This window comes from Ruegeria sp. A3M17 (assembly GCF_003318255.1).
Lineage (GTDB): Bacteria > Pseudomonadota > Alphaproteobacteria > Rhodobacterales > Rhodobacteraceae > Ruegeria.
The window spans coordinates 42,544-55,816 of record NZ_QOCF01000006.1 but is presented as its reverse complement, the minus strand read 5'-3'; the positions used below and the strand labels follow the sequence as shown (position 1 = coordinate 55,816).

The following is a 13,273-nucleotide window of genomic DNA, read 5'->3' as shown; positions in this document are numbered from 1 at the left end:
ATCGCCATATGCAGACCGAGTTTATTATTTCGACGAACGGGCCGGGGTTGTATGAGTTCACCTCGGACGTACGCAACTGGCTTAACTCGGTCTCAGGCGATGGTTTACTGACATTGTTCGTGCGGCATACGTCGTGTTCGCTGACCATTCAGGAAAACGCCGATCCCGAGGTGCAATCGGACCTGCGCGCCTTTTTTGACAGATTGGTGCCGCCGTCCGACGACCCCGCGATGGCCTATCTGCGCCATACTTACGAGGGCCCCGACGACATGCCCGCGCATATCAAGGCGGCACTTTTGCCTGTATCGCTGTCTATTCCCGTGTCCGTTGGGCAACTGGTGCTGGGGACATGGCAAGGTATTTACCTGTTTGAACACCGCACCGCAGCGCATCTGCGAAGGGTCGCGGCACATTTTGCCTGACCCCTTTATCTTGCGGTGGAAATTTCCGACTACCCAAATCCTAGCGGCTACCCTATAGTTGTGGATAAGTAAGTCATAGTGCTTACAAAAAGAGGCGGAACCAGGGACGAGGAGACGGTGGATGCGCTGCCCGTTTTGCGGAAATATCGATACTCAAGTCAAAGATTCACGCCCGGCAGAGGACCATGCGGCCATTCGTCGGCGTAGGTTCTGTCCCGCGTGTGGGGGGCGGTTTACGACCTACGAACGTGTCCAGTTGCGTGATCTGGTGGTAATCAAAACCAACGGCAAACGCGAAGATTTCGATCGGGACAAGTTGGAGCGTTCGATCCGCATTTCGATGCAGAAACGCCCGATTGATCCGGAACGTATTGACCAGATGATTTCTGGTATCGTGCGTCGCCTGGAAAGCATGGGCGAGACCGACATCCCGTCCAGCAAAATTGGCGAGATCGTTATGGAAGCTCTGGCGCGGATCGACACCGTCGCCTATGTTCGCTTTGCGAGCGTATACAAGAATTTCCAGGCGGCCGATGACTTCGAGGAGTTTGTCCACGAACTGCGCCCGCCGCAGCCTTCGACGGACGAGTGAGCGAAACAGATAAGCGATACATGGCGCTTGCCCTGTCTTTGGGGCGGCGCGGTCAAGGAACGTGCTGGCCAAACCCAGCCGTCGGTTGCGTGATCGTGCGTGACGGGCGCATTGTGGGGCGCGGCTGGACCCAGCCGGGTGGCCGCCCGCACGCCGAACCCCAAGCGCTGGCACAAGCCAGAGACGCGGCACGGGGTGCTACGGCCTATGTCACGCTTGAACCCTGCGCCCATCACGGCAAAACACCCCCTTGCGCCGAGGCCCTGATTGCTGCCGGTGTGGCCCGTGTGGTCGCGGCCATCGAAGACAGCGATCCGCGTGTTGCTGGGCAGGGCTTTTCCATGCTGCGCGAGGCGGGGATCGAAGTGACCACCGACGTTCTGGCCGAACAGGCAGCCCAGGATCTTGCGGGGTTCTTCCTGAAAACCGAACAGGGGCGTCCTTTCGTAACCCTGAAACTGGCCAGCAGTTTTGATGGGCGCATAGCCACCGCCACGGGGCACAGTCAATGGATCACCGGCCCAAAGGCGCGGCGTGCGGTGCATGCCATGCGAGCGCGTCATGATGCGGTGATGGTCGGGGCGGGAACCGCGCGCGCCGATGACCCATCCCTGACCGTTCGGGATATAGGGGTCGACGCTCAGCCTGTTCGAATTGTGGTCTCGCGCCATTTGGACATTCCCTTGTTGGGGCAGCTGGCGCGCACGGCTGCTGAGATACCCGTATGGCTATGTCACGGCCCATCCCCGGATGCCGAACGCGCGCGTGCTTGGGAAGGGCTGGGCGCGCGCTTGCTGCCCTGCGCGCTGGACGATCACCAGATCGATGCAGCGGACTTGTTGCAGCAGTTGGGTAAAGCGGGGCTGACCCGCGTGTTCTGCGAGGGCGGGGCGGCTTTGGCCGCGTCGCTACTTGCCGCGGATATGGTCGATGAATTGGTCGGGTTCACCGCCGGGCTTGCGATCGGTGCCGAAGGGTTGTCAGCCATCGGCACGCTGGGGCTGGAAAAGTTGGACAATGCCCCGCGTTTTGAGTTGATCGAGACCCAGGTCATCGGGCCGGACATCATGCATCATTGGGCGCGGGCGCTGCGTTAACGACGCCAGATATGTGCATGGGTCGCGAATGCGCCTTGTAGTTTTGACAGAACTCGAAGCAGTGGACCGCCTGCGGGCGCCGCACCTTGTGACAGCCGTTCAACCGCGACTTCTATGGGGCAGGGCTCACCTGTCACAGGGTCCAAATACCGGGGATAGTCGATCAGCGCGGCGTGAACCAAACCCAAAACCGTAGGTCGTGCACCCCTGCGGACTGGGACGGTTCCCAAATCGTTCGTCAGCCCCCAACCCGCATAAAAAGGCGCGCCCAGGGTGGTCACACTGACACCGCGCATCAAAGCCTCGAACCCTAGCAATGAGGTCATGGTCCAGACTTCTTGGACCTGCGACAGCAGAGCTGCCGGGTCGCAATGGGTGGCGATGACATCGGCGAGGTCTGCGGCCTCGACTGCCCCATCGCGCAAGCCCGCTTCGACATCGGGGTGCGGTTTGTAGATCAGAATGGCGTTTGGGTTTGCATCGCGCACAGCGCGCAACAGATCGGCATTTGTGCGAACAGTGCTGGTGCCCAAGCGGATTGAAGCATCGTCTTCGACCTGACCGGGGACCAGTATGCGATGCCCTTCAGGCAAATCGGGTACGCCGGACCCTGTGTTGTACTTGGTGATTTGGGCGGACACGATTTGAGCGATCAACCTTTCGACACGCAATTCCTGATCTGGCCGCAGGGTTTCCCGGGCGGCAATAAACCCTTCCAGCTGGCTGGGATGTGTCGGGTCGTAATAAATACCCTGATTGTCCGTTGCCAATGACAGCGGCGGTACAAGATCTGCGCCCAGCCCGCACGAGCGCAAAAAGCCATCCTCGACCCGGACGGCGCTTTCCGTGCCCCTGGCTTTACTTGCCCAGACCATATGAGGACGATCTGACTGCGCTGGTTGATCCGCTGTGAAGCGGACCGTTTTCTCTCGCCCAAACATCCGTTGCAGATGTTTGCGTTTCCACAGGCGCATACCCGAGGCGGTCCATCCCTTGTGATCCTGCCGCCAGGCGCGGCATCTCGCCTCCAGCGTATCCAGAACGGTTTCCAACTCGCTCAGCTGGTCCCGGTGTGGATCGTACCAGGTTGGATAGAGGATCATCGCCGCAGCGAACAATTGCGCGCGCGTCAGGTTGCGTTGGCGGCGTGGCAAGTGTGCTTCATCCTGCGTCAGCCCCCAACCTGCATAAAAGGGCTGGCCGAAAACACGCGGTTTATGCCCGGCCAAAATCGCCTCGAACCCCATCTGCGAGGACAGGGTGTAAACGCCAACCGCACCTTCCAACAAAGCCCACGGGCTGACCGGCGTACTGATGACCGAGACGCGATCGGATTGGTCTGTCTCGGTGAAATAACCTGAACGATATCCGACAATGGTGTCGGGATGTGTCTTGATCAGAACTCTGGCGCCGGGGTTTTCTTCCTGCGCCATCACCAGCATTTCGCGAAACCGGGCCTCATCTCCGGCGCTGGCCGTTACGGATGCGTCGTCGCGGGCCTGATCGACCACTAGCACATAGCCGGGGTCGGGGGGAGGAACGGACAGATCATAGGCCGAGTATTTGCTAAGGTGCAGGTTGCGCATCCGTTCGATCCCGCCTCGTGCGCGGTTCAGCAGGGCGGTGTCATCCAACGGATGAGTGGCCAACAACGTTTCCAGATCGGACGTCTGGGCCACGTCGAAATGCAAGCCGGACCGATCAAGCAACAGGCCAAGAGGCGGCTCTCCGCTGCGGCCAGGATGCAGAGACCGAAGAAATGCGTCTTCCACGCGCAGCACTGGGGCATTGTGCCGAGCCGCGACACCAAGGCCGCGATGGGCCGTCGGGCTGTTACCCCAAACCCCGACGGCATCACCGTCTTTGGGCAGGCCAATCCGGATGTCGTAACCGGACAGGGACAACATTCGGCGAATTCGGCGGGATGTCAGGAAGCCGCCATTGTAGACAAGCAGCCGGGTACGTTCAGACCCGGCTGTTGTTTCAGGCGACATCAGTTGCCTGTCAGCGTGGCGACATTGGCCAACGGCGTAAGGCCACCAGCGATCAGGGAAATTGACTTGGTCCACTGCGCATATGGTGCTTCGGTCACATAGATAGTGTCGTCGTCGCGGATCACGAAATCCCGAGCAACGAACAGCCCGTTGGGGGCGGTCAGGTTCAACAGGTAGACCATACGCTGATCACCCTGCAGGTCCGAACGTCCCATCACCGAGCGTGCGATATCCTGACGTTCGTCACGCAGGATAAAAATCCCCGTTGGATCGGACGACAGCGACAGCAGGCCACCGACTTGCGCCAAAGCCTCAAGCGCTGAAAGGTCCTGCGTGTCAAACGCTACGCGCGACTGGCCGCCAGTTGCCCCAAGAGCAATGTAGGACCGGCTGTCCGCTTCGACCAGAATGCGGTCGCCGCCGCGAAGGGCCACATCCAGCTTGGAATTGCTGAACAGGTCATCGTACCAGATGGTCCCTTTTTGGTTTCCGCGGATCAATGTCACGAGCGAAATGTCAGTACCACCTGATGCACCTGCACCAGTTGATACACCTCCGGCTTCTGACAACATGCCGGTCAACGTGCGGGTCGGGAGTTCGATTGGATAGATTCCCGGCGCCGCGACGCTTCCAGACACCGCGACAGTTGCGCCATCTCCGGCGGACCGGCGGACCTCGACCTGAGGGTCTGGCGTTTGATCCTGTAGTTTTGCAGTGATCACCTGACGCAGCTGCTCAGGTGTGTTTCCAGACGCACGCACACGTCCGGCATATGGCACGAAGATGAATCCGTCGGCGTCCACCTGAACTTCACTCAGCGTGGTCGAGGATCCGACTTCACCCGACAGCAGGCCGTCATCGACGTTTTCCCAGATCGTCAATCCCAACACGTCGCCAGGGCGAACGGTATCCGCCGTTAGGCTTTGCGCGCTGGTGAAGGACGACGAAAACCCAAATTGGGGGACTTTGGATGTCGCTTGTGCGACCCTGTCATCCACCTCGACGACAAAGGCATTGCCACCATTTTCAACTGAACCCGCCAAAATCTCGGATTTGTTGGGGCCAGATTTAGGGAGCTGGCACGCGGTCAGCACGCCACATAGAGCCACAAGGGCGGCTCCTCGCACCCAGCGAATTGGAAAGCACTGCACTGCCGATTATCCTCAGTCGTCTTTTGTTTGCGTCAACTTAACTTGTTCGGGGTTCAACATCCAGCACCAACCAACCCGGCTCAATCGACGAGTTTCAACTGTGGCGTCGACGCCTCGTTGTCGGACAGAACGGACTGATAGGGATCATGCGCCTGCAACAGCATGTCCGCAGCACGGCGCAGCAGTTGCCGTCGCCCACGCAGTGAATAAAATCCGCCGGGTAACTGGCTGGTTTTCAAAAGAAATTGCCGGTAAGCCCGGTAAGAATCGTGGTCCGGGATGTCCGGGTTAGCAAAGAACTGGGCAATGGGTTGTTGTGAAACAAATTCGGGTTTGTCGTAGACAGATCTTCCGAAACTGCGCAACGGGATCCCGCGCCACAGAACTTGTTGACCAGCCGTGGAGTTGATCGTCACAGCTGTGTTCGCGTCATCCAGCAATCCGGCCAGTTTGCCGCCGGGAACGTAGTGCACGCGATCCGCCACTTGGTGCGCGCGGGCTATTTCGCGCGCCCTGCGGCGCAGCGGCTCGCGGTGGTTTTCCAGCGGATGTTCCTTCAAAACCAGAAGGTGATGGGCCGGAGCGCCTTTGGCAAAACCCGATATGACATGCTCCAGAAAATCTGACATGCAGGTATAGTCTGAATGGGCTTGCACCGAACTGTCATGACCCAGTTGCAACAGGGCCAAGTGATAGGGTGCACCGTTTCGCCGAACGCGCATGGTGGCCCAGCGACGCCTAATCCTGTGGAAAGGCATCAGTGCAAGTCGTTTGAAGTACAGACGAAATTCTTTTGAAACGGGCAATTCTCGGTGCGTCTTGAAGTTGGAGTACCTCTGGTTCAGGAACAGAACAAACCAGTGATAAAGCGCGCCAAAGAATATGTGTTGCCGCATATCGCCCCAATGGGACGGTGGCGGTGGAACCGGTGCCTCGGACTGGTCAAGCGCATCTTGCATCTGCGCGACGTCCAAAGACATCAGCTGTGAGTGCCCATTTGATCCGTTGCGTTCGTAAGTGACCCACCACGGGCGCAGATACCCCTCTTCGAAAACATGGACAGTCACATCCATCTCGCGCGCAACATCCACAGCTTTGGCATGCACCGGACGGGTGTCGCCGTATAGAACGATATCTGTGACCGACTGCGACCGGATCAGTTCCCGAAGGGTTTCAGGCCATTGCTCGGAATTGTCCAAAAACGGGATGTAGGTGCTGCGGTCAAACCAGAACGCCTGATCACCGGCGTTAAACCCCACGCGCAGAACATCAGCCCCTGCGGCGCGCAAAGCGCGTGCCAGTGCGCTAAAGAAAGGGCCATGCGGTCCCTGCAAAAACAGGAATACACGGCGATGCGAGCGCGAGGCGAGTGGATGCATCCTGGTCTGCTCTTTGTCGTTTGGTACCAAAATTATGCCTGTATACATCAATCCGGGCAAGGCAGGGCTTGCCCGCAGCGTTTCTTGGGCTTACCTCGGCGGTTACACATACGCACAGGTTATAAGCTAAGGGTGAAAGCAATGTTCACAGGGATCGTCACCGATATCGGAATTGTTACCGAGTTGGACCAGCAAGGGGATCTGCGCGCTCGGATCAAAACGGGCTATGACACTGCGGGTATTGATATTGGCGCATCCATCGCCAGTGACGGCGTCTGTCTGACTGTGATTGCCCTTGGGGATGATTGGTACGATGTGCAGATCAGCGCCGAGACGGTGTCGAAAACCAATCTGAACAGTTGGCGAGTTGGCAAACGCCTGAACCTTGAACGCGCCCTCAAAGTTGGGGACGAACTGGGTGGGCACATCGTTTCCGGCCATATCGACGGCGTGGCCGAGGTTGTTGCCCTGCAGGACGAAGGCGACAGCACCCGTGTAACGTTGCGCGCGCCCAAGGAATTGGCCCGCTTTGTCGCGCCCAAGGGATCAGTTGCGCTGAACGGAACCTCGCTGACGGTCAATGACGTGGACGGTTGCGATTTCGGGATCAATTTCATCCCCCACACCAAAGAGGTGACAACTTGGGGCGATGTCTCGGTTGGTGATCAGGTGAACCTCGAGATTGACACATTGGCGCGTTACGTCGCCAGGCTTGCTGATTGGAGCCCGACTGATCCCAAATAGAATTTTTCGGTCAGGATTTTGGCGACATACCAGCAGACTAGCGCGACAAGCGCACCGAAGTATCCGTCAACTGCATAATGCCATGCCAGATGTACGGAGGCGATTTGGATTACTAGTGCAAAGACTGTGAACGCCCAGCCAAGCCAGCGTGAGTAGCGGAACGCAAAGAGTGCCATCAGGACACTGCTAGCGACATGCATACTGGGCATGGCGGATATCCCGCGGATCACGCCTTCGGTATTGTAGTTGGTCAAGAGAATTTTGTGTACATTAAGCGCCCAGACGGGACTGATCTCATTGAGCGATTCAAGCTTGTGCACCTGCTCTGAAAAGGTATCTCCAAATCCGAATGCTTCAAAATAGACTGGGCCGACAGAAGAAAATAGCGTGGCCAGCACATTGCCGCCAATGATAAATGTCAGAGCAAAAGCCACCAAATAGACCATGCCCCGTTCTGGATCGCGTCGGTCATATGCAGCTACGAAGGCCAGCAAGTAAATCAGAAGAAACCAAATGTGATATGCGACGTTTATCACCGTCGTGACAAAAGGATATCCAAACACGGGCCAGAGAAGGATCCACACATCGAAACCTCCATGCAGCATCCGATCCAGTTCGGCAAAAGTTGGATCCAAGAAAAATGGAACAAAATCTGAGATCAAATTCTTTAGCAGCGTAAACGTGTTTGCCAGCACTGCGAGTGCGACAAAGCATATAGTGCCATCAACCAACTTCACGTATCGTTGTAAGGAATTTCGAATGTCGACAATCATCCAGTGGATTGGTTTTTTGGGCTTTGCTCGGAAAATGGCGTAAATAAATCGCCACCCGACAAAAAAAGTGGCGAAAACACTAGTGAACTTGAGGATCATCAACAGTGTTGTGCGCAGACTGTCCAAAAGCAATGCCCAATACGGAATGCCAATAGGCAAACTGAACACGGCGCCAGCGAACATGTGCAGAAATACGATTGAAAGAAATAGGCGGTTTCGCCAAAGTGCCGACCTTAGCCCGCACCCGGCTGCGGTGATACCTGCAGAAATTGCTCCGTAAGCCATTTGCGCCACTTTTTAAAATCCGGTTGATAAATTCCAACAAAAATACCTGAGGTATATTGGCGCGTAATGGGCGGTATTAAGGTTTTTTTGTGGCCGACTAAAGTGCAACAAATTGGGATTTGATTTGTTGACCTTGATCGAGAGATAAAATGTCGGCCAATAAAGGTTGGAGAGCAGGTTGTCAGGCAGTATGTCGCTGCCGTTTGTGGTCTGGCATTTGGCGCCCGGTTGGTCTATCCAGCCGTCCAGACACGCTCTTGCGAAAGGCTGCCCCATGAGCTTTGAAACCCCCGGTCCGGTCGAGGCCCAGCTGCGCGACGCGATCAGCCCGATCGAAGATATCATCGAAGAGGCGCGCAAGGGCCGGATGTATATCCTGGTCGATCATGAAGATCGCGAGAACGAGGGTGATCTGGTCATCGCGGCCGAGTTTGCGGATGCCGAGGCGATCAACTTTATGGCCACCCATGGGCGCGGGTTGATCTGCCTGCCGATGACGGCAGAGCGCGTCGACGCCCTTGGCTTGCCGATGATGGCCGTGAACAACTCATCCCGTCATGAAACCGCGTTCACCGTGTCCATCGAGGCGCGCGAAGGCGTGTCAACCGGCATCTCGGCAGCGGATCGTGCGCTGACGGTTGAAACAGCAATCAACGAACAGAACACGATGGCGGAAATCGCGACACCGGGTCATATCTTTCCGCTGCGCGCCAAACGGGGCGGGGTGCTGGTGCGCGCCGGCCATACAGAGGCGGCGGTCGATATCTCTCGGCTTGCCGGGTTGAACCCCTCAGGGGTGATTTGCGAGATCATGAAGCCCGACGGCACCATGGCGCGCCTGCCTGATCTGGTCGCGTTCGCCAAAGAACATGACATGAAGATCGGCACGATCAGCGATCTGATCACCTATCGCTCGCGAAACGACAATCTGGTCGTCGAAACCTCACGCAGGTCGGTGACGTCAGAATATGGCGGCGAATGGGAAATGCGCCTGTTCGCGGATCAGACACATGGCATCGAACACGTCGTCATGATCAAGGGTGACATCACCACGCCCGAGCCGGTTTTGACTCGAACACATGCACTGCATGAAGCGCCTGATATTCTGGGCCTGGGGCCAAAATCGCCGCAGGAACTGCCGCGTGCGATGGAAAAGATCGCCGCCGAAGGACGTGGCGTGGTTTGCCTGTTTCGTGAGCCGCGCAATGCGCTTTACGCAACCGATGACGAAGGCCCGCGCACCATCAAGCAAACCGGTCTTGGGGCGCAGATCCTGTCCAAGCTGGGCATCCAGGAACTGGTGTTGCTGACCGATACACCGGAAACGAAATATCTAGGGCTCGACGCGTTTGGAATCTCCATCGTCGGAACCCGTTCCATTCTCAAGGATGATTGATCGTGGCTGAACAAGACAAACACGGCGTACTGCCAACGCCGACATTCGACAAGCCTGTGAAACTTTTGATTGTGGTGGCGCCTTTCTATCGGGCCATTGCCGACAATCTGGTTTCTGGTGCCAAGGCCGAGATCGAAGCCGCTGGCGGCACGTGCGAAGTTGTTGAGGTTCCAGGCGCGCTGGAAATTCCGACCGCCATCGCCATGGCTGATCGCCAGTGCAACTATGATGGCTACGTGGCGCTAGGCTGTGTCATTCGCGGCGAAACCACGCATTATGAAACGGTGTGCAATGACTCGAGCCGGGCGATCCAGTTGATGGGCCTTCAGGGTCTTCTCATTGGCAACGGCATCCTGACAGTCGAAAATGACGATCAGGCTGAGGTGCGTGCAAATGCCAAAAAGATGAATAAAGGCGGTGGTGCGGCCGCTGCGGCCTTGCATCTGATTGCACTCAGCCGTAAGTGGGGCTCTTCCAAAAAGGGCGTCGGGTTCAAGCCGCCGTCCGAGTCCATCCTTGTGGCGGGCGACAACAACGGACCCACAACAGCATGACCCAGACAGACGCGCCGAAACCGGCCAACCAGAAACGCCTGATGAAATCCGCCGCCCGGCTGTATGCCGTTCAGGCGCTGTTCCAGATGGAGCAATCAGGACAAACGACCGAAGCAGTCGTGAACGAGTTTTTGGATCATAGGTTTGGCGCTGTCTATGAGGGCGAGGAAATGCTGGACGGCGATATCCGCGTGTTCCGCAAGTTGGTTGAAGACGCGGTGAATTATCAGGCACCGATTGACCAGATGACTGACCGTGCTCTGGTCGCCAAATGGCCCATCGCGCGCATTGACCCGACCCTGCGCGCCACCTTCCGTGCAGCCGGGGCCGAACTGACCCAAGGCGATACGCCACCAAAGGTTGTCATCACCGAATTTGTTGACGTGGCGCGCGCATTCTTCCCGGACGGCAAAGAACCGAAATTCGTCAACGCCGTTTTGGATCACATGGCCCGCGAAGCACAGCCAGAGGCGTTTTGAGTTAAGCCTTAGTCCAGATGAATAAGGCGCAGCCACACAAAGCGCTGCGCCTGAAATCTAAAAATACACTTGTGCAAACAAGTCTTCGGCCTCCACCACTCACAGTTTTTTCCAAAGACACCAACATTTTACCGGAACGTAGCCGGCGTGCCACCTATCGATTCCGATAGCCCGGCGGATTGATCAGGCCAAGTTGCATCGCACGGACCAGTGCGGATTCTCGGGTCGGAGCTCTCAATTTTTCGCGCGCATTCTTCAAATGGGTTCGTACCGTTATCTCCGAGAGGTTCAACAGCTCGGCGATTCTATCGTTCCGGTGCCCAAGAGCCAAAAGGTTCAGGACCTGCATCTCTCGTGGCGTCAGGTCCGGAGCGGTTGGAGCAATGCTGGCGATGTCGTACACACGACCGTGATTGCTGGGGATATCCGATCCCAGATTGGTGGCCAGCACGGTTGCCAGGACACGCATTTCGCGCTGCCGTTCAGTCATCTGAACCTGGGCGTCCGCTCGGTCCGATGACAGAACCACCAGCTTGGCCTCGTTGTCGGGGCAGGGAACCACCAGAGAGTAAAGGTGAATTTATCCGGCCTTTTCCAGATCGTGATTCAGACCCAGCGCCTTGGAGGAATGGCCGTCCGCGGACCGGAGGCTTGCGGCCTGCACGTAGAGGCTTTCCTTGCCATTTTGAACCTGCGCCAGCATCGGATCCGCTTCGGCATAACCTTGGCTGTCATAGCGGTTCAGCCAACCTTTGGACATTGAACTTCGAACCCAATGAATTGCGCCAGTCTCGGGTGTGAAGCAAAGCATGTTCAGGGCGTTAAATCCGATCTCAGTCAGACGGTCTAACGTGAACTCCCACCGTTCCTGATCATCATGGCGCAGAGAAAGTTCTTCGAGAAGATCCAACGTGAACAGGCTGAGGGCATTCATAGAGACTCCGAATATAGTGTCGCACCCGTTGAGGCCGCGGTTTACTCAGCACGACCATGCGCTATTATCACGGTATCAGACAAGGAGCTTTGTCGTGCCCAAACTGATCCGCCTTTACATCACGCAAGTTGCATGGGGATTTGTCATCTCGGCCCTGTTTGTCGGGGTGCTGCTGGCGCTGAACGCGGCCAACTTGCGCGGCCTGATTTTCGGATCCGAGATCGGGTTAATCGCTCTGGCAATGATCTGGTTCATGAATGGCATTGTTTTCGCCGGTGTTCAGTTCGCCTACGCGATCATGAGCATGGCGGAAAAGCCGCAAGGCCCCAGGCGTGGTACACCTATTGCGGCCAAGTTCGAACCCGCCCGCGTTGCGGTGGACAAGGGCTGAGCCAACCTATTTCGGAAAATTAAGACTCTCCCAGACCGGGCGAGAGATAAGTTTATGTGGCGGGACCACCAGTCAACCGTGCGGTGTGATTCCCGAGGACCTGTATGTACAGGTGGGCGCCAGGTAATCAGGCCAGGACCTGAACAGAGCCAGCCCCCTCGGAATTGCTTAAGGCCACCAGAATGCTACCAATCACAAGAAGGGCAGAACCCGCCACGGGCCTAAGTAGGGGTTGCGGCGGGTTTGCACAAGGGGTCAGGCGTCAACAGTTTCGTGCAGGGCATTGCGCATCTTGCCCAAATGTTCGTCCCAACCGTCATCGAGTGCAAGGATCAGGCCAAATGCCTCTGCGCCTTGCGGCAGCCCTTCGTGAACCAAGCCCAGCCGGGTACCGCCCGGTACCGGGTCCAGCGTCCATTTTACGACGCTAACGGCGTCTCCCATGGGTTTGATGGTGAATGTATATTCCAGATATTCGGGCGGACGTGCAGCGCGTACCTCACCCCAGATCAGAAGATCGCCGCTAGTTGTCCCGAACATCTCAAGCTTTTGACCGGCGGCAAGCGGTTGTTCGGGTTTGTGAAACCACTCTGCCAAGCGGGCGGGTTCGGTCAAATAGGCCCAAACAGTTTCCGGCGCGGCCTTCAGGAAAATCTGCTTTTGCAGAACTGCGTTCGTCATTTCTTATTCCTTTCAATAGCTTCCTTCAGATTATTCAGGCGATCATCCCAGAACTGGTCAAAATAACTGAACCAGTCGAGGATGGGGGCCAATCCGTTCGGCTCCAGCCGGTTAATGCGCTCGCGTCCACGCGCCTCGACGGTGATGAGGCCGCCGTCGGAAAGAACCGTCAGGTGTTTTTTGACGGCTGCGCGGGTCATATCGAACTGATCGGTTAACTGAGCGATCGTCATGTCCCCGGAGGCAAGGATCTGAACGATCTCCCGCCGGGTCGGGTCCGCAAGGGCGCGGAATGCGTTTTGAATTTGTGTCTGCATTAGTCACCTCGATAGTGATACCATCTGGTATCGCAATTTATGTGATACCAAACGGCATCATGTCAAGGGCCTTTCAGGCGCTTG

At 57.0% G+C, this 13,273-nt stretch carries 16 protein-coding genes; 8 read left to right on the top strand and 8 right to left on the bottom strand.

All coding sequences use genetic code 11. The features are described from left to right. Nucleotides 1–8 precede the first annotated feature (8 nt). From DS906_RS02960 to ribD, 3 genes are all read left to right on the top strand, one after another. Nucleotides 9–422, top strand: coding sequence for a secondary thiamine-phosphate synthase enzyme YjbQ (locus DS906_RS02960; protein WP_113788758.1), 414 nt, complete (start codon nt 9–11; stop codon nt 420–422). 121 nt (nt 423–543) lie between these two features. Beyond that, the gene (nrdR, locus tag DS906_RS02955; RefSeq protein ID WP_058274803.1) at nt 544–1,014 is read left to right on the top strand and encodes a transcriptional regulator NrdR; all 471 of its coding nucleotides are present in this window, start codon (nt 544–546) and stop codon (nt 1,012–1,014) included. Further along, the gene (gene ribD / locus DS906_RS02950; RefSeq protein ID WP_113788757.1) at nt 1,011–2,111 is read left to right on the top strand and encodes a bifunctional diaminohydroxyphosphoribosylaminopyrimidine deaminase/5-amino-6-(5-phosphoribosylamino)uracil reductase RibD; all 1,101 of its coding nucleotides are present in this window, start codon (nt 1,011–1,013) and stop codon (nt 2,109–2,111) included. The genes nrdR and ribD overlap by 4 nt, the downstream gene beginning before the upstream one ends. Here ribD and DS906_RS02945 read toward each other — a convergent pair. The 3 genes from DS906_RS02945 to DS906_RS02935 all read right to left on the bottom strand — a co-directional run bounded on the left by DS906_RS02945 (nt 2,108) and on the right by DS906_RS02935 (nt 6,635). Next, a complete protein-coding gene (locus DS906_RS02945) occupies nt 2,108–4,105 on the bottom strand; it encodes a capsular polysaccharide biosynthesis protein (RefSeq protein ID WP_113788756.1) in 1,998 nt (665 codons plus the stop codon). The genes ribD and DS906_RS02945 overlap by 4 nt on opposite strands. After that, on the bottom strand, nt 4,105–5,256 hold the full coding sequence (locus DS906_RS02940; protein WP_113788755.1) for a polysaccharide biosynthesis/export family protein: 1,152 nt from the start codon (nt 5,254–5,256) through the stop codon (nt 4,105–4,107). Before DS906_RS02940 ends, DS906_RS02945 begins: the two co-directional genes overlap by 1 nt. 80 nt (nt 5,257–5,336) lie before the next feature. Next, nucleotides 5,337–6,635: a capsule biosynthesis protein gene (locus DS906_RS02935; RefSeq protein WP_113788857.1), complete on the bottom strand. Its 1,299-nt coding sequence runs from the start codon at nt 6,633–6,635 to the stop codon at nt 5,337–5,339. A gap of 141 nt (nt 6,636–6,776) precedes the next feature. Here DS906_RS02935 and DS906_RS02930 point away from each other — a divergent pair, with 141 nt between their 5' ends. Further along, nucleotides 6,777–7,379 carry a riboflavin synthase gene (locus DS906_RS02930; protein WP_113788754.1) on the top strand — a complete coding sequence of 201 codons (603 nt, stop codon included), beginning with the start codon at nt 6,777–6,779 and terminating at the stop codon, nt 7,377–7,379. Here the strand turns inward: DS906_RS02930 and DS906_RS02925 are convergent. Further along, nucleotides 7,334–8,335 (bottom strand): phosphatase PAP2 family protein, encoded by a 1,002-nt coding sequence (locus DS906_RS02925; RefSeq protein WP_113788753.1) that lies wholly within the window; start codon nt 8,333–8,335, stop codon nt 7,334–7,336. The genes DS906_RS02930 and DS906_RS02925 overlap by 46 nt on opposite strands. A gap of 376 nt (nt 8,336–8,711) precedes the next feature. On the opposite strand from DS906_RS02925, the gene ribB reads away from it, so the two are divergent. Genes ribB through nusB form a run of 3 tightly spaced genes read left to right on the top strand, consistent with a single transcriptional unit; the run spans nt 8,712 to nt 10,866 of the window. Further along, nucleotides 8,712–9,833: a 3,4-dihydroxy-2-butanone-4-phosphate synthase gene (gene ribB, locus DS906_RS02920; protein WP_113788856.1), complete on the top strand. Its 1,122-nt coding sequence runs from the start codon at nt 8,712–8,714 to the stop codon at nt 9,831–9,833. A 2-nt stretch (nt 9,834–9,835) separates the two neighbouring features. Continuing rightward, nucleotides 9,836–10,387: a 6,7-dimethyl-8-ribityllumazine synthase gene (locus DS906_RS02915; RefSeq protein WP_113788855.1), complete on the top strand. Its 552-nt coding sequence runs from the start codon at nt 9,836–9,838 to the stop codon at nt 10,385–10,387. Then, on the top strand, nt 10,384–10,866 hold the full coding sequence (nusB, locus tag DS906_RS02910) for a transcription antitermination factor NusB (RefSeq protein ID WP_108858974.1): 483 nt from the start codon (nt 10,384–10,386) through the stop codon (nt 10,864–10,866). The genes DS906_RS02915 and nusB overlap by 4 nt, the downstream gene beginning before the upstream one ends. A 154-nt stretch (nt 10,867–11,020) precedes the next feature. Here the strand turns inward: nusB and DS906_RS02905 are convergent, their stop codons facing one another. Both DS906_RS02905 and DS906_RS02900 read right to left on the bottom strand, forming a co-directional pair. Then, on the bottom strand, nt 11,021–11,428 hold the full coding sequence (locus DS906_RS02905) for a response regulator transcription factor (RefSeq protein ID WP_199528451.1): 408 nt from the start codon (nt 11,426–11,428) through the stop codon (nt 11,021–11,023). An 18-nt stretch (nt 11,429–11,446) separates the two neighbouring features. After that, nucleotides 11,447–11,800, bottom strand: coding sequence for an autoinducer binding domain-containing protein (locus tag DS906_RS02900; protein ID WP_113788752.1), 354 nt, complete (start codon nt 11,798–11,800; stop codon nt 11,447–11,449). 94 nt (nt 11,801–11,894) lie between these two features. On the opposite strand from DS906_RS02900, the gene DS906_RS02895 reads away from it, so the two are divergent. Further along, the gene (locus DS906_RS02895; RefSeq protein WP_113788751.1) at nt 11,895–12,191 is read left to right on the top strand and encodes a hypothetical protein; all 297 of its coding nucleotides are present in this window, start codon (nt 11,895–11,897) and stop codon (nt 12,189–12,191) included. Between the two features lie 255 nt (nt 12,192–12,446). Here DS906_RS02895 and DS906_RS02890 read toward each other — a convergent pair whose 3' ends face one another. Next, nucleotides 12,447–12,872, bottom strand: coding sequence for an SRPBCC domain-containing protein (locus tag DS906_RS02890; protein WP_113788750.1), 426 nt, complete (start codon nt 12,870–12,872; stop codon nt 12,447–12,449). Then, the gene (locus DS906_RS02885; protein WP_109311983.1) at nt 12,869–13,189 is read right to left on the bottom strand and encodes a helix-turn-helix transcriptional regulator; all 321 of its coding nucleotides are present in this window, start codon (nt 13,187–13,189) and stop codon (nt 12,869–12,871) included. Before DS906_RS02885 ends, DS906_RS02890 begins: the two co-directional genes overlap by 4 nt. Nucleotides 13,190–13,273 lie beyond the last annotated feature (84 nt).